This is a genomic window from Saccharospirillum alexandrii, from assembly GCF_004000275.1.
GTDB classification, from domain to species: domain Bacteria; phylum Pseudomonadota; class Gammaproteobacteria; order Pseudomonadales; family Natronospirillaceae; genus Saccharospirillum; species Saccharospirillum alexandrii.
In genome coordinates this window covers 925,065-943,118 of record NZ_RCIP01000002.1, presented here as the reverse complement: position 1 = coordinate 943,118, position 18,054 = coordinate 925,065, and the positions used below count along the sequence as shown (strand labels likewise).

At 51.6% G+C, this 18,054-nt stretch carries 17 protein-coding genes; 10 read left to right on the top strand and 7 right to left on the bottom strand.

Features of this window, described 5'->3' with window-relative positions:
* The first annotated feature begins 12 nt into the window (after positions 1 to 12).
* The 8 genes from EP166_RS12020 (at position 13) to EP166_RS11985 (ending at position 10,117) form a co-directional block, all read left to right on the top strand.
* The gene (locus EP166_RS12020) at positions 13 to 1,272 is read left to right on the top strand and encodes an aromatic ring-hydroxylating dioxygenase subunit alpha (protein ID WP_127557254.1); all 1,260 of its coding nucleotides are present in this window, start codon (positions 13 to 15) and stop codon (positions 1,270 to 1,272) included.
* A 22-nt stretch (positions 1,273 to 1,294) separates the two neighbouring features.
* Positions 1,295 to 1,765, top strand: coding sequence for an aromatic-ring-hydroxylating dioxygenase subunit beta (locus EP166_RS12015; RefSeq protein ID WP_164743919.1), 471 nt, complete (start codon positions 1,295 to 1,297; stop codon positions 1,763 to 1,765).
* Positions 1,766 to 1,842: 77 nt separating this feature from the next.
* Positions 1,843 to 2,739, top strand: a complete 897-nt coding sequence (locus EP166_RS12010) for a PdxA family dehydrogenase (RefSeq protein ID WP_164743918.1) — start codon at positions 1,843 to 1,845, stop codon at positions 2,737 to 2,739.
* Positions 2,740 to 3,632: 893 nt separating this feature from the next.
* Complete coding sequence (locus EP166_RS12005; RefSeq protein ID WP_127557248.1) at positions 3,633 to 4,940, top strand: Rieske 2Fe-2S domain-containing protein; 1,308 nt, start codon at positions 3,633 to 3,635, stop codon at positions 4,938 to 4,940.
* A 21-nt stretch (positions 4,941 to 4,961) separates the two neighbouring features.
* Positions 4,962 to 5,954, top strand: a complete 993-nt coding sequence (locus tag EP166_RS12000; protein WP_127557246.1) for an ABC transporter substrate-binding protein — start codon at positions 4,962 to 4,964, stop codon at positions 5,952 to 5,954.
* A gap of 174 nt (positions 5,955 to 6,128) precedes the next feature.
* A complete protein-coding gene (locus EP166_RS11995) occupies positions 6,129 to 7,124 on the top strand; it encodes a TAXI family TRAP transporter solute-binding subunit (protein WP_127557244.1) in 996 nt (331 codons plus the stop codon).
* A 117-nt stretch (positions 7,125 to 7,241) separates the two neighbouring features.
* On the top strand, positions 7,242 to 9,152 hold the full coding sequence (locus EP166_RS11990; RefSeq protein WP_127557242.1) for a TRAP transporter permease: 1,911 nt from the start codon (positions 7,242 to 7,244) through the stop codon (positions 9,150 to 9,152).
* Positions 9,153 to 9,223: 71 nt separating this feature from the next.
* Positions 9,224 to 10,117, top strand: a complete 894-nt coding sequence (locus EP166_RS11985; RefSeq protein ID WP_127557241.1) for a DMT family transporter — start codon at positions 9,224 to 9,226, stop codon at positions 10,115 to 10,117.
* A gap of 78 nt (positions 10,118 to 10,195) precedes the next feature.
* On the opposite strand, the gene EP166_RS11980 is transcribed toward EP166_RS11985, so the two are convergent.
* The 4 genes from EP166_RS11980 to EP166_RS11965 form a co-directional block, all read right to left on the bottom strand.
* Entirely contained in the window at positions 10,196 to 10,945 is a 750-nt protein-coding gene (locus EP166_RS11980) for a class II aldolase/adducin family protein (RefSeq protein ID WP_127557239.1), read from the bottom strand.
* A 133-nt stretch (positions 10,946 to 11,078) separates the two neighbouring features.
* Positions 11,079 to 11,591 carry a MarR family winged helix-turn-helix transcriptional regulator gene (locus EP166_RS11975; protein WP_127557237.1) on the bottom strand — a complete coding sequence of 171 codons (513 nt, stop codon included), beginning with the start codon at positions 11,589 to 11,591 and terminating at the stop codon, positions 11,079 to 11,081.
* A gap of 22 nt (positions 11,592 to 11,613) precedes the next feature.
* On the bottom strand, positions 11,614 to 12,816 hold the full coding sequence (locus EP166_RS11970) for a Gfo/Idh/MocA family oxidoreductase (protein ID WP_127557235.1): 1,203 nt from the start codon (positions 12,814 to 12,816) through the stop codon (positions 11,614 to 11,616).
* Entirely contained in the window at positions 12,813 to 13,781 is a 969-nt protein-coding gene (locus tag EP166_RS11965; RefSeq protein ID WP_127557233.1) for a PDR/VanB family oxidoreductase, read from the bottom strand. Before EP166_RS11965 ends, EP166_RS11970 begins: the two co-directional genes overlap by 4 nt.
* Before the next feature lie 169 nt (positions 13,782 to 13,950).
* Here EP166_RS11965 and nadC point away from each other — a divergent pair, with 169 nt between their 5' ends.
* Positions 13,951 to 14,823 (top strand): carboxylating nicotinate-nucleotide diphosphorylase, encoded by an 873-nt coding sequence (nadC, locus tag EP166_RS11960; protein ID WP_127557231.1) that lies wholly within the window; start codon positions 13,951 to 13,953, stop codon positions 14,821 to 14,823.
* A gap of 240 nt (positions 14,824 to 15,063) precedes the next feature.
* Positions 15,064 to 15,711 carry a hypothetical protein gene (locus tag EP166_RS11955; RefSeq protein ID WP_127557229.1) on the top strand — a complete coding sequence of 216 codons (648 nt, stop codon included), beginning with the start codon at positions 15,064 to 15,066 and terminating at the stop codon, positions 15,709 to 15,711.
* 111 nt (positions 15,712 to 15,822) lie between these two features.
* Here EP166_RS11955 and EP166_RS11950 read toward each other — a convergent pair whose 3' ends face one another.
* The 3 genes from EP166_RS11950 to EP166_RS11940 are packed head-to-tail and all read right to left on the bottom strand — an operon-like array spanning position 15,823 to position 18,019.
* Complete coding sequence (locus EP166_RS11950; protein WP_127557227.1) at positions 15,823 to 16,590, bottom strand: ATP-binding cassette domain-containing protein; 768 nt, start codon at positions 16,588 to 16,590, stop codon at positions 15,823 to 15,825.
* Positions 16,587 to 17,336: an ABC transporter permease gene (locus EP166_RS11945; protein WP_127557225.1), complete on the bottom strand. Its 750-nt coding sequence runs from the start codon at positions 17,334 to 17,336 to the stop codon at positions 16,587 to 16,589. The genes EP166_RS11950 and EP166_RS11945 overlap by 4 nt, the downstream gene beginning before the upstream one ends.
* Positions 17,333 to 18,019, bottom strand: a complete 687-nt coding sequence (locus tag EP166_RS11940; protein WP_127557223.1) for an ABC transporter permease — start codon at positions 18,017 to 18,019, stop codon at positions 17,333 to 17,335. The genes EP166_RS11945 and EP166_RS11940 overlap by 4 nt, the downstream gene beginning before the upstream one ends.
* Positions 18,020 to 18,054 lie beyond the last annotated feature (35 nt).

Genomic DNA, 18,054 nt, shown 5'->3' with positions numbered 1-18,054 from the left:
GGGATACAGAACATGACTGACATAATTGCGACCTCAGGCGGTGTTAAATGGCCTTCGGACAAGGTATCTACAATTCCGTTTCAGGTTTATACAGACGAGAATCAATACAAGATTGAAAACGAGAGAATCTTCAAGGGTTCAACCTGGAACTATCTGTGCCTTGACGCTGAGTTGCCAGAACCGGGTAGTTTTATTGTCTCAAGGATAGGAGAGACACCCATCGTTATTACTCGCGATGAAGACGGCCAATTAAATGGCTTTGTTAATCGATGTGCGCATCGTGGTTCCTTGCTGTGTCTAAAACACAAAGGTAAAGCCGAAAACCTGACCTGCGTTTATCACGCCTGGAGCTATGATCTAAAAGGTAACCTGACTGGGGTTGCCTTCCAGCGGGGTGTAAAGCGCCAGGGTGGAATGCCCGATCAATTCAAAAAAGAAGATTATAACCTTCGGAAGATTCACGTTACCGAATTTTCCGGACTTGTATTTGGTTCGTTCTCGGACGATGCACCAGACATCGAGTCGTATCTGGGTAGCGAAATAGCGGATCGAATACGTCGAGTACTGAACCGACCAGTGAGAATATTGGGGCATAATACCCAAGTCCTGAACAATAACTGGAAGCTCTATATGGAGAATACGAAAGATAGCTATCACGCTAGTATTCTTCACACCTTCTTTACCACCTTCGAGCTTAACCGTCTCAACCAGAAAGGCGGGATCATTGTTGATGATAGCGGTGGAAACCATGTCTCTTATTCGAAGATTGATCCCAGCTTGTCGAACGATGACTATGGCAGTCAGAATATTCGTTCCAGTAAAGATGAGTATCGTCTTGAAGACCCCAGCTTGCTTGATGGTGTGGATGAATACGGTGATGGCGTTACGCTTCAGATATTGACCGTCTTCCCTGGGTTGGTTTTGCAACAGATACAAAACGCCATCGCGATACGTCAGATCGTGCCCACAGGAGTCGAAACTACCGAGTTGGTTTGGACCTATCTGGGCTTCCAGGATGACGACGAAGCAATGGTTGAACGCCGCCTTAAGCAGGCCAACCTGGCGGGTCCAGCCGGGTTCATCTCCATGGAAGATGGCGCTGTGGGCAACTTTGTTCAACGCGGTATCAACGGGACTGAAGAAGATACCAGTGTGGTTATGATGGGGGGCGAGACGGCGGAAAGTCAGGCCTTCCGTGCAACTGAAACCTCGGTTCGAGGCTTCTGGAAAAAATATAGAACCTTAATCGAAGGTCAGGTTCCCAATGCCTAAGGCTGAATCCAAGGAGATTCGAATGAACGAACAAACTCGTAACCTCATCGAAAACCTGATGGCTGAGTATGTCTCACGCATTGATAATGATGACCTAGAGCGTTGGCCAGACCTGTTTACTGACAAGTGTCTCTACAGCGTTACGAATCGCGAGAACCATGCCCAGGGGTATGCGCATGGAGCGATATGGGCCAATTCTAAAGGCATGCTGAAAGACCGTGTAAGTGCATTACGTGAAGCCAATATTTATGAAGAACAAGTCTATCGGCATATTGGTGATGCAGTTCGTCTGATCACGTTGGACAACGATATCGTAACGGTTCAGTCTAACTTTATGGTAGTACGTACCATGCACACCGGGGATATTCATCTGTTTGCTACCGGCATGTACCTTGATCGCATTCGCATCCAAGGAGATACAGCCTTGTTCGAAGAGCGCATAGTTGTTTGCGACAGTCAGAAAATTGATACCCTGCTGGCGATTCCGCTGTGATGAATCAACGCCCGACCATTGCAATGCCCATAGGTGACCCGGCTGGCATCGGGCCAGAGGTCGTTTTGAAGGCTCTCATGGAAGAGTCGCTGTATGGGCAAATGGACCTCATTGTTGTCGGTGAGGTTGAACCACTCAAGCGCCATATTGAAGCTTGCCAGTTACAGCTATCAGTCGGTGAAGGCTTCATTTCCCTGCCCAATGGTCGACAGGTTCCGCTTCAGAAAGTTCCAGCACTAGAAGGCCAGAACTGGCAGTTCGGGGAGGTAAGCTCCGTGACAGGCCTGGCCTGCTATCGCTATGCAAAAGCCGCGATTGAACTGGCGATGAGCCAGTCGGTTACAGCCGTTGTTGCAGCACCTCACACAGAAGCTTCTGTTAACGCGGCCGGAATCCATTTTCGGGGCTATCCAGGCTTGGTAGCAGAGTTGACGGGTACCCCGGCCGATAAGACGTTCCTGATGTTGATGTCACCGGTCTATCGGGTGGTGAATGTTACGCTCCACGAGCCCTTGAAAGATGCTCTTATACGATTGGATGGAGCTTTGATCCTAAACGCCTTGCATGCGACACGAGATGCTCTTGCTGCCCTTGGCTTGCCAGGGGGGCGCATTGGCGTTTGCGGATTAAACCCTCATGCTGGTGAGGGTGGTTTGATGGGGAAAGAAGAGGCACTCTTCATTAAAACGGCAATAACCGATGCGGTTGAGGAAGGTATTAATGCCCATGGGCCCTATGGGGCTGACGCGCTTTTTGCCGATCGTGAGTTTGATGCCTATCTCGCTATGTACCATGACCAGGGGCACATACCGATTAAGGTTGCTTCACCAAGACAGGCATCGGCCATCACCATAGGGACTCCTGTTTTGTTTGGTTCTGTTGCACATGGGAGTGCTCTTGACATTGCAGGGAAGGGATTGGCGACACCAGCAGCGATGGTCCAAGCAGTAAAAAATATAGCTAATGGTAAGTAATTCTTAATAGATGATTAATAATTAGAAGGCTTCTGGACGGGTGGCTAGGTTGTATTGGCAAGGTTGAAGGTCGATATGGCCAAACAGTTGCTTAGTACCTGGGCAGACGTACTTGCTAAAACTTCTTCAAACAGGCGACCTGTCTCATGGGTCGCTTGGGTACCATTATGGCTTAAAGTGTCAACAATGGTGCCCTAACCAGCAGCTCGATTTGGCCAAGGCAGCTGTAGTCGGTCTGGGCGATCATGTGACCCCTGAATATCGATGAATTCAGGGACTATGCTATCGGGGTGGGGCGTGGCCAAAAATCGATGTACAGACGACTTCGAGGGGATCTTTCGGACGTCAGCCTACGTTGCCCCAGGCACGGCTACCCTCGCCTAAGAACGTTAACAGTCCTAGTTTCCGGCTTAAATGGGGGTTATTACAACAGCCGAGTTCTATGACCGATTCTTGTGTGCCTCTCCCCTAACACTCACTTAGACCGCAAACGCATAGCCGGTTCCGACTGTCCTGTTTCCGCAGGGCCAGTACGGTCTGAAGCTGCAACATCGTCTCAATAAACAAGCGGTGGAACGCAGAATCCATGGAACGGGCTTGGGTATTTACAGGCGGGAGATCACTTTCTGGTCAGTTTAAGCCGATCCTTTAAAGTATCTTAAGATCTTCTAAATACGCATAAAGTATACCTAAAAGAGCTTAAATCCATTTTTGTTCTCACCACTTAAAACAGTTTTGGTCCGTCTTGAGGCTCAGCTTCCTGAATCGGAGAACCTTGACAAACCCGTCAAGTTGGCCCAAATTTCAATAATATTAGATATCTAATTTTATTCTCTTGATCCAGATCAAGGTATTGAAAATCCCTGACAACAAGACGAAGAGGTAAGGGGCCAATGTTATCCCACGAAGACAATGAACTGCTGTGTCGCATTGAAGGTGATGCCCCTATGGGCAAGATCATGCGAAGCCACTGGATGCCAGCCTGTCTATCGGAAGAAGTGCCTGAAATCGATGGCAAGCCTATTCGGGTTCGCTTACTGGGTGAAAACCTGGTGGCGTTTCGTGACAGTGAAGGGCGCGTTGGGGTGGTTGATGAAAAGTGTCCGCATCGGAAAGCGTCGATGGCACTGGGACGCAACGAAGAGTGTGGCCTGCGGTGTCTCTACCATGGCTGGAAAATTGATGTGGATGGCAACGTCGTGGAAATGCCGTCAGAACCTGCTGAGTCAAAGTTGGCTGAAAAGGTAAAGGTCAAAGCCTACAAAACGCATGAAGCAGCCGGTTTCATCTGGGTTTACATGGGCGACCAGTCAAGCGTTCCGGACTTTGAGCCGCCTGTTTTTCAGCCTGAGACAAACACCAAAATTGCCATAGGCAAGGCCATTATTAATTGTAACTGGGCGCAGATTCTGGAAGGGGCTATCGACTCGGCGCATTCGTCGACGCTGCATTCGACCGATATGGTACCTGCACGCAAAACCAATGCGGAAGCCGATGAATCACTCTGGTACCGCCCGTCAACTGACCGGGCTCCACGCCTGCAGATTGAAACAACGCCTTTTGGCTTCCGTTATGCCGCCATCCGTCGGCCGATCAAGGATGCCAAAACACATGATTACGTGCGAACGACGTTGTTTATTGCACCGCATACCGTACAAATTCCGCCGAATAACCGGTACAACATCGCCATTGTTCATGTGCCGATCGATGATACTCATACTGCTTTTCACTTTATCGCCTGGGGTAAGCCGGAAACCACGCCCGATACAGAGAGCTGGCGTAAATTTCTCGCCTTGCAGGTGGGAATTGATGTGGATGAGTCTTTCCACCGGTTTAATGATTATGAAAAGAATTACGGTCAGGACCGGATCATTATGAAAACCGGTGAAAGTTTTACCGGTATCCGTGGAATTCCGAACCAGGATGTGGCGATGTGGGAGACCATGGGCCCTATCGCTGACCGTTCTGAAGACCGTCTGGGAGCCAGTGACCTGGCAATCGTGGAGTTCCGTCGTCAGATGGTGCGGGCGGCCAAAACGGTTGCTGACGGTGGACCTGTGATTGGAACCAGTGAACCTCGCGTTGCGCATAGCAAGCTGAAGTCTTTCGAGGGCATTGTACCCAAAGGCACGGAATGGCGATCCATTGGTCGAGCCCCCGAGGAGTCCGAGTTGGCTGAATCTGAAGCAACCAACGCCTGAATAGCCGAGCGAGAATAACCTATGAGTAAATTGAATCTATCGGTAGCCGTCGGAAATTACGACCGGATGCGTCCACTGATTGATGGCGATGTTCAGATTGATGGTGTAGACCCAGTATTCATGCTGCATGACCCGGAGGAGATATTTTTCCGGGCCTTTCGACATGCGGATTTTGACATCACTGAACTGTCGATGAGCAGCTATACCGTAAAAACCGCCAATGACGACTGCCCATACATTGGCGTGCCTGTCTTTCCATCGAGAGCGTTTCGTCATACCTCCATATATATTCGAACTGATAGAGGCATTAATACGCCTCAGGATTTGCGTGGAAAGCGCATTGGTGTGCCGGAGTATCAGCTGACCGCAAACGTCTGGGTTCGGTTGTTTCTGGAGGAGGACTATGGTGTCAAGCCTAACGAGATGACCTGGGTGCGAGGTGGGTATGAAGAAGCTGGTCGAGTTGAAAAGATTAATTTGAATTTGACCGACGGTGTCGAGGTGGTTAATGCGCCTGAAGGTGAGACTATTTCAAACATGCTTGCCAACGGTGATATCGATGCCGTGATCGGACCCCGTGCACCAAGCTGTTTTACGCGGGGAAATCCGAACGTTGGCTACCTTTTTTCCGATCCGATGGCTGAAGCAAAAGCCTGGTATCAGCGTACGAAATTATTTCCGATAATGCATCTTTTGGGCATTCGAAAAACGTTGGTTGAGGCGCATCCCTGGTTGCCTTTTTCAGTGTATAAAGCATTTGAAGCATCCAAACAAAAGGCTATGAAGCACCTGACGGATACTTCGGCGACCAAGGTAACCTTGCCCTTTGTGGAGGATCAGCTACGCGCGGCCCGTCAGTTGATGGGTGAGGACTTCTGGTCCTACGGTTTTGCGGCCAACCGGGAGACACTAGCGCGTTTCCTTGCACAGCATCATGCGGAAGGATTGTCTAGCCGGTTGGTCAGCCCGCAAGAAATGTTTCATCCCGCCAGCATGGAGAGTTTCAAGATCTGAGCGCCCGCAGTACGGGAGGGCACCGTCCAGTGCTGCTTCAGATACCCGGTGCAGAGCCGATCGGCCCGTTTGCTCGCGGCCGCTCGGTTGAACCTTAATCACAACTGTCAGTAATAAGATCCAATTTTGCTAGTTTAAAACGAATGAACCATCTACAAGAATAAGAGGTCCGACATGAAAAAATTTATCCAGCAGTCCATTGCCGCGCTGGCAACCGCCGGTGCATTGTTGAGTGCCACTCCAGCGCACGCTGAACCCTATACAATGAATGTTGCCGGTGCTTCACCGGGTGGCCTCTGGACCTTGCTCGGTGCCGGTATTGATGCCGGCGTCCGCGAGGCCTATCCGGGCTCGACGATCACCTATCAAACGTCTGGTGGAGGTATTGCCAACGTTGCTCTGTTGCAACGTGATCAGGCTGACATGGCGCTGATTCATGACGCAGAATTATTGTTAGCCAAAAATGGCGGTGCGCCTTTCCGTGAGCCGATCGATAGCATCAGAGTGTTGGCGTATATGTATACATGGGCGCCGATGCAGCCGTTGATGCGGGATAGCTTTGCCGAAGAGTACGGTATCGAGTCCTTTGAAGACATCGCCAGGGTCAAGCCTCCCATTACGGTAGCCATTAACCGTCGTGGAAACATTGCCTCTAGTGTTGCTGAGGAAATGCTCGCGGCCATAGGTGTCACCGAAGAAGACATCGAGAGCTGGGGCGGGCAGTTGATCTATGCCGCATCTGACGAGCAAATGAGCTTGATCCAGGACCGTCGTGCCGACATGATTCTCAACAGTCTCTTTGTTCGTCATAGCTCGATCATGCAGGCTGGGAACAGTGTGGACCTGACCTTGCTGCCAGTGGGCGATGACACGATTGAAACTGTCAATGAAGCCAGTGGTACCATTGCTTTCGTGATACCCGAAGGATCTTACGAATGGTCTCCTGCTGCCGCACCCACAGTATCTCTGGGTGCCGCTCTGGCGGTGCGTTCTGACATGGACGAACAGACAGCCTACAACTTGACCAAAGCGTTGTTCGAAAACCATCAACTGATCGCCAGTGTACACCCGGCAATGCGAGCTCTGACCCAGGAAGTGATGGCGTCGATCGATGTTGTGCCTTTCCATGAAGGCGCCTTGCGTTACCTCGAAGAGGTTGGCTTGCGCTGAACTTTGTTGCGGGGCCCAGAAGGGGCCCCGCCTGACGCGTTAAAGTGCTTTTAATAAAGACTTCCTGCTGATTGTTCTGTTTTCATGTTTTTGGACCCATAAAGAGGGTATTGGACTATGAGTCAACTCCTGAGTGCGCTGATTGAGACGGGAACCCGACGCGTTCTCTCCGGAGCGTTGAAAACCGGAGTGCAGAGTTGCGCCGCGCTGATCGCTATTGGCGTGATATATACAACCACCATTGTATACATCGACCTGTATGTGATGACGGTAGTGTTTCTGTCCGCCATTCTGGCTCTGTTATTTTTAATGTATACCGCCGGTCCTGCTGCGAGGCAAGACAGGCCTAGTGTTCTGGACTGGATATTCACGACCGCCAGTTTGGTCGTTGGCGTGTACTTTGCGACTGAAAGCGAACGGATTACAGAGCGTATCACCTTGCTATTTCCATTGGAGACAATGGACCTGGTGATGGCAACAGTGTTGTTGGTTCTGACCATAGAAGCTACGCGACGAACTGTCGGCCTCGGGCTTACCAGTGTCGTGTCAGTATTCGTCGCCTACAATCTTTTTGGCTATAACCTGCCGGCCGGATTTGGCTTTCGGCAAGTCAGTTACAACCATTTTCTCGATATCATGATGTTTACCACAGACGGACTTTTTGGCGTTCCGTTGCGTGTAGCGGCGACCTACGCCTTTTTATTTGTGATGTTTGGTACCTTTTTGTCACGCGCCGGAGGTGCCGAGTTTTTCTATAACTTTGCCTCCGCCATTGCGGGCAAGAAGGCCGGCGGACCCGCGAAAATTGCGGTTATTTCTTCAGGCTTGTACGGCACCATGTCGGGTAGTCCAACTTCGGATGTTGTGACCACGGGTTCGATCACCATTCCAATTATGCAACGTCTGGGCTACAGCAAAGCACTGTCGGGCAGTGTTGAAGTAGCCGCCTCAACCGGGGGCAGTCTGTTACCACCCGTGATGGGGTCTGCTGCCTTTATTATGGCTGAATACACCGGCATCAGTTATCGCGACATCGTGATTGCTGGCGTCGTTCCGGCTTTGTTGTACTACCTCTGTGTCTATACTCAGGTGCATTTGCGGTCACAGAAGATGGGGCTCAAGGGCCTCAGCGATGACGAAACACCCAAGCTGAAAGCAACGCTTAAAAATGGCGGTCTGTTTATTGTTCCTTTGTTGGCGTTATCGACGGCGCTAGTCATGGGTTATTCCCCAACCTATGTGGCAGCGGTCGCGACCGCGGTCGTGTTGCTGGTGGCTGCGGTCAGGCCGTCGACGCGTATGGGCCTGGTTGCCATTTGGCTGGCATTGGGTGAGTCTACCTTGCGCATGGTGTCTGTCGTGGCGGCTTGTGCAGCGGCAGGCCTGGTCATCGGTGGTATTTCAATGACTGGCCTTGGCGGCAAATTCGCCGAGCTTGTGTTTGTTTTGGCCGGAGACAGTACGTTTCTGGTACTGGCTATCTCAGCCATTCTCGCCATTATTCTGGGTATGGGTATGCCGACTCCCTCTGCGTTCATCTTGTCAGCGGTGCTGGTTGGCCCGACCATGCTGGCACTTGGGATCGGTGTCCTGCAGACCAACATGTTCATCCTGTATTTTGCGGTCCTGTCTGCGATGACACCACCGGTAGCGGTGGCGGCCTTTGCGGCGGCAGCCATTGCCGATGCCAAACCGCTTGAGATAGCGGTAGGGGCTGTGCGGCTGGCGATCACAGCCTTTGTCGTCCCCTTTGCGTTTGTCTACGGTGATGGACTACTGCTAAATGGCTCTGCCAGTAACATCATTATCTCATGCAGCACAGCGGTGGTTGGGGTGATCTTGCTCAGTATTGGTGTCGAGGGGTATTGGAAAGAACGTCTCAATACGACGGCACGACTGGGCTTTGGGATTGCCGGTTTGCTGTTTATTTTCCCCAGTGTGATCGCCATTGTCGCTGCGATTGTGATTGCATTGGGCTCAACGATGATGACGCCGCACCTGAGAACGCGCCTGAAGTTTTCGCCCTAGTTAGTCGGGCATCCAGCTTCATCATGACAGAGGAACCCGAATAGTTCCTCTTTCGTTTTTTGGATGACGTAATGGCGGGCAGTCTGATGGCCGTGTTCTGGTCTTTGTTATCGGCAATGATGTTTGCTGGCACCTTTATCCTGGTCAAGCTGGGACGACGCACGGTTACTACGGTCGCCACACTGTGGATCACTCTGTCGTTCAATGTGGTTATTTTGTGGTTCTGGAGCCTAACGGTTCAACCGGTTGATTTTACAGATTGGTGGGGCTGGCGCTATTTTGCATTGGCGGGGTTGTTTGCTCCCCTACTGGGTCGACTCTTTCAGTTTATTGGAATGGCCAGGTTAGGCGCTAACATAACGACCCCAATCACTCTGACACACCCTTTGGTGACGGTTCTGATCGCGGTGGTGATTCTTAGTGAGCCGGTCACATTCACCAAGCTCGTGGGCGGTGTCCTGGTTTTGATAGGGTCTCTTGCGGTTGGCTCTCAGGGTGCTTCGGCGACTGCGCTTTCGTCAGTGTTGGAGGGCCAACAGCGACGCTATCTCTGGTTTCCGGTTGCTGCATCTCTGGCATACGGTATCTCGGTGGTGTTTCGCAAAGTGGGTATCGATCTTGGTACCGATGCGGTCACCGCCAGTGCAGTGACAACCTCGGCTTCCTGGGTTGTGGTGACACTGTTTGTAACACTGCGCTGGCAGTGGCAGCGCATTCGCTGCAGTACGTTCGAACTGGGGTATTTGGCGGCCGCCGGTGTGTTGTCGAGTTTGGGGCCCGTGTTTTTCTATCTGGCGTTGCAGCGGGGCGCATTGATCGTTGTTGCGCCTTTAGCCGCGACGACTCCTCTGTTTGTAATGCTGGCAACCTGGGTGCTGTCGCGGGAGGGAGAACTGTTCAGCCGAACCGTGTTAACCGGTACGCTGGTCACCGTCATTGGCGTTAGCCTGATGACGGCATTTTGATATCAACGTTAATTGCTGCAACCAGTCAGCACTTTACTAGCGGGAGGTGCTGAGTCAGAGAGGTGTCGAGTTTAGCCGTTACAGGCCGCTGTCAAGCCATTGCTGCTGGGCATGACGAGCTCGCATTCTCCACAACTGCCAGGGCCGTTCGACCTGGCCTTCAATGGTTTTCTGCGTGGTTTCCATTTCCCCTTCACTGAGAAATTCGATCGGGCCGAGGCGGCTTGCTTCCGCCTGAAGCCGGGCGTTGACTTCCACATAAATGGCTCGGAACACAGCTTGTTTCAGCGTGGGTGCGACCACGGTTGAACCATGCCCACGCATTAGCACGACGGTGTTGTCGGCCAGTGTTGAAGACAGGGCAGCACCGAGTTTGGGGTTGGTGATCAGCAAATCGGTGGAATCGCCGGCGACATCACGAATCTCAAAGATGGGCGCTTCGCGTCCGATAAAACCACTCATGTGGCATAGAGGGCGCAATGGGTTGGACTTTACCGCGCTGAATGGCACGACAGAAGGCGAATGACTGTGTACAACGGCCATGACATCCGGCCGGGCTCGGTATATTTCACCGTGAATATAGCGCTCCAGGTAGACTTTCCGGGTATCACCATCGACGACTTCACCGTCGAGATCAAATTCAATGATGTCTTCGCGTTTAACCAGTCCGGGTGCCATGTTGCGAGCGAGAAAATAATGTTCAGGGTTATCCGGGTGGCGCACACTGACATGACCGAAGGCGTCGACCACCCCCTCGTTGAATAGAATCAGGTTGGCATCAACCAGGTCATCGAGCAGTTCCAGCACAGTAGCTGAGTGGTTTTTCATTGTTTTGTGCCTCTTGGCTGTAGTCGTCCGGAGTCCAGTAGGGAAAGGCCCGCCAGTCCCGATACGCAAGGGTTAAGGTTGCGGTGTGCTGACACCAGGCCGGCAACCGCTTAGTTCGGTATAACATCCGAGGTTACTCATGGCCGTTGACCTCACTGTCGGCTGCATTGTCGATGGCGAGGTTGTCGATCATTGCTAGCAACGTATTGCGTGTGGTCGTGCGGTCGGCCTCGGACACTCCTGCCAGAGCGACCCGGTTAACGTCTTCGGCTAGCGGTGTCAGTACGTCTTTCAGTGCCCGCCCTTTGTCGGTGAGAAAAATGTGCAGCTTGCGCCGATTGCCATTGAGGTGACGCCTCTCAATCAACTGATTGGCTTCCATCGCTTTAAGTGCGGTAAACGTAGTCGGCTCCATCACACCGGCTTCTTCACTGAGTTCGCGCTGCGTGAGCCCCTCGGTCACCCATAGAATTCGCAAGAATGACCAGTGTCCAAAGCTTACACCATGGTTAGCAAGGCGACTTTGCAAGCTTTTTGCCAGCAAGCGACTGGCATCCCGCACCATGTGAGCCATGCGGTCATTGGGTACGTCGCGATGCCAATGTTGCAAAACACTCTGCGTTTCCCGGCTACTGTTAATTGCCATCTCGTACTTCCTTACAGGTGAATTACCCCTTCTGAGGGGCGACGGGGCACTGGTGAAACAGATCGACTGCCTGACCGGTTCTCGCCGATTCGAGCAGCGCGAAGCATACTTCCATGGTGGCCAGCCCCCAGGCTCCGGAGTGGATGGGTGCTTGGTTGTCGCGCACTGCGGCCACCCATTCGTCGAGCACTTCTCGCCTCGGAATATCGGGTTGGGCTAAGGGTAAAGTACGGTGCGCGGTGTGACCATAGACTTCAACGCCTTTCGGTCCGGGTTTCAGGTCTGCTGAATCACAGCAGGCGAGCACAAAGCCAAAATGATTGTGACCAATGCCTTGCAAGGAGGTGTCAGACAAGCCCAGGGTGTTGCCGTAAGCGCGTTGATTTTTTAGTACTGCTTCGGCTTCGGGTGATTCAATCATAGCCAGCGCTTTGCGGGCTTTGCCATAGTCCCCCGTAGTACGTTGCTGACCCAGTTCTCCATGCCAGTCGAGCAGGGCGTCGCTGTCATAATGTGCATAACCACTGTAGGTCAGGGAGGCAAAAGCGCCATTAGAGAACGTCAGTAGAGCGCTGTAAGCACCTTCGGTAGGCCGCTGAGGGTCCCAGCGCCCGGTTTGTGCCATTACCCGGGTGACTTCACCGCCACCCAGCAATCGTACGATGTCCACCTGGTGAGCCGCCTGGCTGTATACGACACCACCGCCCTGAGTGGTGTCCAATTCCTCCGGGCGACGCGGCCGGTACAGAAAGTCCGTAAAGTTCATGGCCTGAATCATGCGCACGGCCCCGAATTCGCCTGAGCGTATCAATTCTGCCGTGCGCAAATAAGGTGTGTCGAAACTGTGGCTGTGCCCTACCAGTAACCATCGCTTGGCATCGTGCATGGCATCGATCATCGCCTGGCAGTCGGTCAGTGACAGCGCCATGGGTTTTTCCACCAGGACATGCTTGCCCCAGCGAGCAGCGCATTCGACTTGTTCCCGATGCAGTGCATGAGGCGAAGCGATATAAATGGCCTCAACCTCCGGGGACTTGCACAGGGCCTCAAAGGACGTGTAGGTCCGACCCTGAAAGTCGGCTTCAAATCGGGCCCGAGCATCGTCTCTGGGGTCGGTCGCGGCGACCAGACGGATGTTAGGGTGGGCTGCCAGAGTCGGTAACAGCAACATGAAGCCCCGTCCGAGGCCCGCAATGCCAACGCGCAGTGGTTCAACCGCCGTCATTCTGGTAAGCCGATGACCAGGCGCGGGCTGAGAGCCCGGGAAACGCAGGGCATGATGTAGCGTTCCTGCTCCTGTTCGCTCAATACCAGATCACGGTGATCGCCTTCGCCTTTTAGCAAGTCACAGCGGCAGGTACCGCAGGTACCGCTTTCGCAGGACGAGGGCACGTCTAGCCCGTACTTGGCCAAGGCCTCGAGCAGTGTTTGGTCGGTACCGACGGTGATGACGTCTTCCTGCCCCTTAATCTGCACCTCGAAAGGCTGATCATCGGGTTGGTGAGCGGCGTCGCTGGCGCCAAAATCTTCGAAATGGACACTGCTGGGCGACCAGTGCCCGGACATGTCGCGGACTTCCTCCATCAACGCACGCGGGCCACAACAGTACAGATAGGCTCCTTTGGGCTGCTCAAGGACCGGCCACAGGTCAAAACGGTTATCTGCTTTTCCCTCGCTGTGGTGAAGGGTAACCTTTCCACGGAATTCGGAACTGCCAAGCTCATCCAAAAAGGCGGTTTCCTCGGCATGGCGACTTAGATAATAGAGTTTCCAGGGCTTGGTACTGGTCTGGATCAGTGTTTGAATCATCGAGTATAGTGGAGTGATGCCAATACCCCCGGCAATAAAAACATAGCGGCTAGGGTTGCCGGTCAGCGGAAAGTCGTTGATCGGTGCAGAAATCATAAAAGGATCTCCTACCTGACTGTCATCGATGAGGCTGCGAGAGCCGCCTTTGCCATCCGCTTCATATTTAACAACGATGATATAACGGTCCGTTGTGTCAGGTCCCTGACACAGGGAGTATTGCCGCTCTTCGCCATTAGGTACTTGTATCCGGATGTGCGCACCCGCTTCGGCTACCGGCAATACGACATCGTTTTGGGCGGTAAACTCAAACTGAACAATGCCGCTGGCAATCGTCGTCCTGGCTGAGAGGGTAACCGGTAGATCAAGGAGCGGATGGGCCATGGGATGCAACCTCCAAATAAACTTATATATCTAAGAATGTTGGCAGTGTTACTAAAATAGGCGATCATTGCAAGTCTGAATCGGCACCGGGGCGCTATGTGCAGGAGTTTGCTGTGGTAGCTCATCGTTGTCTGACGTCGTCAGATATTCATGTTTAGTGTGAGGATTTATGTATTCGATTGAACCGGCAGCGCTTGTCGCTGCCATTAAAACCAATGTTTCAGATGCGCTGGCCGAAGATATAGCCAATGGTGATATCAACGCAGCACTGATCCCGGAGCAAAGCACTGCAACGGCTACCGTTATTACGCGTGAGTCAGCGGTTGTTTGTGGTACGGCCTGGGTCGAGGAGGTGTTTGCTCAGCTGGACCCCTCGGTTACGGTCAACTGGCATGTAGAAGACGGGGACAGGGTGGAGCCCAATGAGACACTACTGACGCTTCAGGGTAACGCCCGGTCCTTGCTGTCGGCAGAGCGTGTGGTCTTGAATTTTTTGCAACTGCTGTCTGCTACGGCGACGCGGGCTGCCCATTTTGTTGAAAGAGTTTCCAGTACCGGTGTGACGTTACTCGACACTCGAAAAACGCTGCCGGGCTTGCGTCTTGCTCAGAAATACGCCGTGACATGCGGTGGCGCAAAAAGTCACAGGATGGGACTCTATGACGCCTACCTGATAAAGGAGAATCACATTGCTGCCAGTGGTGGAATTCAACAGGCAGTAGCCCTGGCACGCACAATGAACCCAACGACTATTGTTGAAGTCGAAGCGGAAACCCTGGTGGAGTTTCAAGAGGCTCTTAACGCCGGTGCAGACATTGTCATGCTGGATAACTTCTCTCTGGATGAAACCAGAAATGCGGTGGCGCTTGCAGCAGGACAGATAAAAATAGAGGCGTCCGGAGGGGTGAACGACGAGTCACTGGTTGACATTGCACAAACCGGTGTTGATTTCATTTCTATGGGGACATTAACCAAGGATGTAGCGGCGATCGACTTGTCGATGCGTTTGACAGTTGTGCCAAGCGCTCCATGCAATCAATGAATGGGTGAGAGACACGTCCGTGTTAAAGGTCCCACGCTTGGGACCGTGGTTTTCATATTATATGAGACCGGACAAGAGACGAGGGATGAAGCAGGCCGTGCTAATCGTGCTTTGCAGCAGCGATTAACTCAGAGCTATTGGTCTTGCTTAGGCCTGTATCCACGCGGACCACGATTTTTCGCAGCTCTTGACTGATTGAGGATGCACTTCTTACCAACAATTGGCTATGCTTTTTTGTGAATGATCGGCTTTCCCAATCGAGACTATCTGGACATGCATTACCTGGCGGCCCTGGGTGTATTGCAGGCTCTATTCAGGCTGTATGACGCGGAAGGACCACTTACGGTTAATGAGCTCTACAGTACAGGGTCTGGCTATCGCCGTGCTCAACTGGGATTAGTGGCCGTGAACGGGCTGATTAAAAATCAACTCAGCGAGTTCCAGAGAAGCTCAAAACGACTCTCTGGCGCCCCGGCCGGCTATGCATTGGCTGCGAAAGGGCGCTTCCATCTGAATCGCTTAATGGCCCGAGAGGCACCTGATATTGATGACAGAGGCCATCTTTTACGATGGTTGACGTTACTAAGGAATAACGGGATCAACTCATTTGCGCAGCTGAGACTGTTGGTGCAGATTGATGAAACCCCTGGAGTGTGCGGAAAAGAGCTATTTACCTACCGGTCGGGTAGTAATAACGAGCAGATAGATCACTTTGTGGAACACGAGCTGGTGTCAGAGGTCCTTGTCGGCACGCGAAAGGAGAAGTACCCAGGCAAGCGGTGGGCAGTGCTAAGGGGGTACTTAAACAGACCGATTACATATGAGTTGCTATCTGGAACTTTTTCTCTGCATTCAGACTCTTTCAAGTCGAGAATTAATCAAACCTAGTCTCTTGATGCAGGTTCTAAGACATGGTTTTAAATAAAAAGGGAATATAAAAGGCCAAAGAGACTTCCCGTTAATTTTGGATAGCTTTAATGGGATTCGATAAATTCACTATTATGATACCTTATCCAGAAAACGCTTCAAATGTTCACTCGTGGGGTTGTTGAATATCTTATCTGGAGACCCGTATTCTTCAATTTCTCCTTGGTGTAGAAAGAGAACGTGGTCTGCTACATGCCGCGCAAAATCCATTTCATGCGTGACCAGGATCATAGTCGTGCCTTCCTCGGCGAGTTTCTTCATCGTGTTCAAAACGTCGCCAACTAATTCAGGATCCAACGCTGATGTGGGTTCGTCAAAGAGTAGAATATCAGGTTCCATTGCTAGCGCTCTAGCAATCGCGACCCTCTGCTGTTGACCGCCTGAAAGATGAGCCGGGTAGTAATTATGAAAAGTATCATCGAAGCCGGCGCGCTTCAGACATGACTGGGCTACGTTAACAGCAACCTTTTCTGTCCGTCGCAGCACATGCTGTTGAGCTAACACAACATTTTCTAAAACTGTCATATGAGGCCAAAGGTTAAAGTTCTGAAAGACCATTGAAAGTCTGCTACGTAACCAGCGCAGCTGACCATTGTTGCGAACAGTAAGCTCATCATTGTCACCACGCACCAATTCAATAGACTGATCGTTCAGGAACATGCAACCTTTGTTTGGTCTCTCCAGGAAATTCAAGCATCGAAGGAATGTGCTTTTACCAGAACCAGAAGAACCAATTAGGCAGATAATATCGGACTTCTTTGCGGACAAAGACACATTTCGAAGAACCTGATGCTGGCCAAATGATTTGCTCAGGCCAGTTACTCTCAATATCTCAGTCATATGCTAGCTAACCTATCAGGGTTTGTCTTGGTACTTGTTTCCATGGGCCTTAAATGAGCCAGCCAGCGCTTCTCCGCGCGATTGAAGAGTGCTACCAGTATGAAAGACAAAGCGAGGTATATTAGCGCGGCAGTACCAAAAGCAGCAAAGGACTGATAAGTAGCTGAGTTTGCATCACGTGCTACTTTTAATATATCAGGTACCGTAACCGTAAAAACGAGGGAGGTAGCGTGTAGGACCAGGATGACCTCGTTGCTGTAGGCCGGCAAGGCTTGTCGTAGTGCAGCGGGCAATACGATACACCGATACAGCTTGTAGCCAGAAAACCCATAGGCTTTGGCAGCTTCGATTTCGCCGTGGGGTAGAGAGCGAATAGCACCGGCGAAAATTTCGATGGTGTAGGCGGTAGTATTGAGTACCAGCGCCAGTAGTGCACACCGGTAGCCGCTGCTAAAAAACCAGTCAAGAAAATCACTTTCCCGGACAAACCCCAGGGTGTATATGCCGGTGTAGATAACCAACAATTGGACGAAGAATGGCGTGCCCCGGAAGACATACGAGAATAACCAGATTGGAAGCGCAATAAAACGATTTTTAGATAATCGGCCTACAGCCAGGGGGATGGATAGAATGAACCCGAAGACCAGTGTTATGACCAGTAGAAACAAGGTAACTGCGATACCAGTAAACTGATACCCATCAGTCCACAAGAATGCCTGACCATACTCTTTAATTATATCAATCATATCGAATACTGCTTTATGCCAATAGAGTAGCGACGCTCAAGATACCGGAGCAATAGGTTTGATATCGTCGTTAACATGAGGTAAATAGCCGCAGCTAACAGTGAAAAGGTCAAAAACTGATAGGTCGCCTTACCGGCAGCCTGGGTGGCGTGTACCAGATCAGCCAAACCTATGATCGAAACCAAAGCTGTTGCCTTAAGCGTGATTTGCCAGTTGTTGCCGATCCCAGGTAGAGCATGGCGCATCATTTGGGGAAAGAGAATTAGCCGAAATACTTGCCATGGGCTGAAACCGAATGCCAAACCAGATTCGAGTTGTCCCTTGGGTACCATCATAAAGGCACCACGGAAAGTTTCGGCGAAGTAGGCCCCGTATATAAAACCAAGCGTTAGCACCCCTGCGGAAAAGGGATCAATGTTAACGATCTCAGTTTGTAGTAATCCCGTGACTTCGTTAAATAGACTTTGAATGCCATAGAAAATGAGTAGCATCAGAACCAGATCAGGGACACCACGGATGAGTGTGGTATATAGGGAGGCGAGCATCCTTGCCCAACCGGGAGCAAATAGCTTGCAGCAGGCTACACCAAGTCCGATTCCAATGGCGATTGTGACCGATAAAACCGCCAGGTTTATGGTCGTCAACGTGCCCTGTAGTATGACTGTGCCGTAGCCGTACAACATTAGCTAGTTCTCCCGGAATATACTGATACCACTAG

What these genes read in the sequence shown, in the direction of transcription:
- EP166_RS11975 (WP_127557237.1), bottom strand. Translation starts at nt 11,591, where the DNA reads ATGGCAATTAACAGTAGCCGGGAAACGCAGAGTGTTTTGCAACATTGG.
- EP166_RS12010 (WP_164743918.1), top strand. Translation starts at nt 1,843, where the DNA reads ATGGAAGAGTCGCTGTATGGGCAAATGGACCTCATTGTTGTCGGTGAG.
- EP166_RS11985 (WP_127557241.1), top strand. Translation starts at nt 9,224, where the DNA reads ATGGCGGGCAGTCTGATGGCCGTGTTCTGGTCTTTGTTATCGGCAATG.
- EP166_RS12000 (WP_127557246.1), top strand. Translation starts at nt 4,962, where the DNA reads ATGAGTAAATTGAATCTATCGGTAGCCGTCGGAAATTACGACCGGATG.
- EP166_RS11990 (WP_127557242.1), top strand. Translation starts at nt 7,242, where the DNA reads ATGAGTCAACTCCTGAGTGCGCTGATTGAGACGGGAACCCGACGCGTT.
- EP166_RS12015 (WP_164743919.1), top strand. Translation starts at nt 1,295, where the DNA reads ATGAACGAACAAACTCGTAACCTCATCGAAAACCTGATGGCTGAGTAT.
- EP166_RS12020 (WP_127557254.1), top strand. Translation starts at nt 13, where the DNA reads ATGACTGACATAATTGCGACCTCAGGCGGTGTTAAATGGCCTTCGGAC.
- EP166_RS11995 (WP_127557244.1), top strand. Translation starts at nt 6,129, where the DNA reads ATGAAAAAATTTATCCAGCAGTCCATTGCCGCGCTGGCAACCGCCGGT.
- EP166_RS11955 (WP_127557229.1), top strand. Translation starts at nt 15,064, where the DNA reads ATGATCGGCTTTCCCAATCGAGACTATCTGGACATGCATTACCTGGCG.
- EP166_RS11965 (WP_127557233.1), bottom strand. Translation starts at nt 13,781, where the DNA reads ATGGCCCATCCGCTCCTTGATCTACCGGTTACCCTCTCAGCCAGGACG.
- EP166_RS12005 (WP_127557248.1), top strand. Translation starts at nt 3,633, where the DNA reads ATGTTATCCCACGAAGACAATGAACTGCTGTGTCGCATTGAAGGTGAT.
- EP166_RS11980 (WP_127557239.1), bottom strand. Translation starts at nt 10,945, where the DNA reads ATGAAAAACCACTCAGCTACTGTGCTGGAACTGCTCGATGACCTGGTT.
- EP166_RS11950 (WP_127557227.1), bottom strand. Translation starts at nt 16,590, where the DNA reads ATGACTGAGATATTGAGAGTAACTGGCCTGAGCAAATCATTTGGCCAG.
- nadC (WP_127557231.1), top strand. Translation starts at nt 13,951, where the DNA reads ATGTATTCGATTGAACCGGCAGCGCTTGTCGCTGCCATTAAAACCAAT.
- EP166_RS11940 (WP_127557223.1), bottom strand. Translation starts at nt 18,019, where the DNA reads ATGTTGTACGGCTACGGCACAGTCATACTACAGGGCACGTTGACGACC.
- EP166_RS11945 (WP_127557225.1), bottom strand. Translation starts at nt 17,336, where the DNA reads ATGATTGATATAATTAAAGAGTATGGTCAGGCATTCTTGTGGACTGAT.
- EP166_RS11970 (WP_127557235.1), bottom strand. Translation starts at nt 12,816, where the DNA reads ATGACGGCGGTTGAACCACTGCGCGTTGGCATTGCGGGCCTCGGACGG.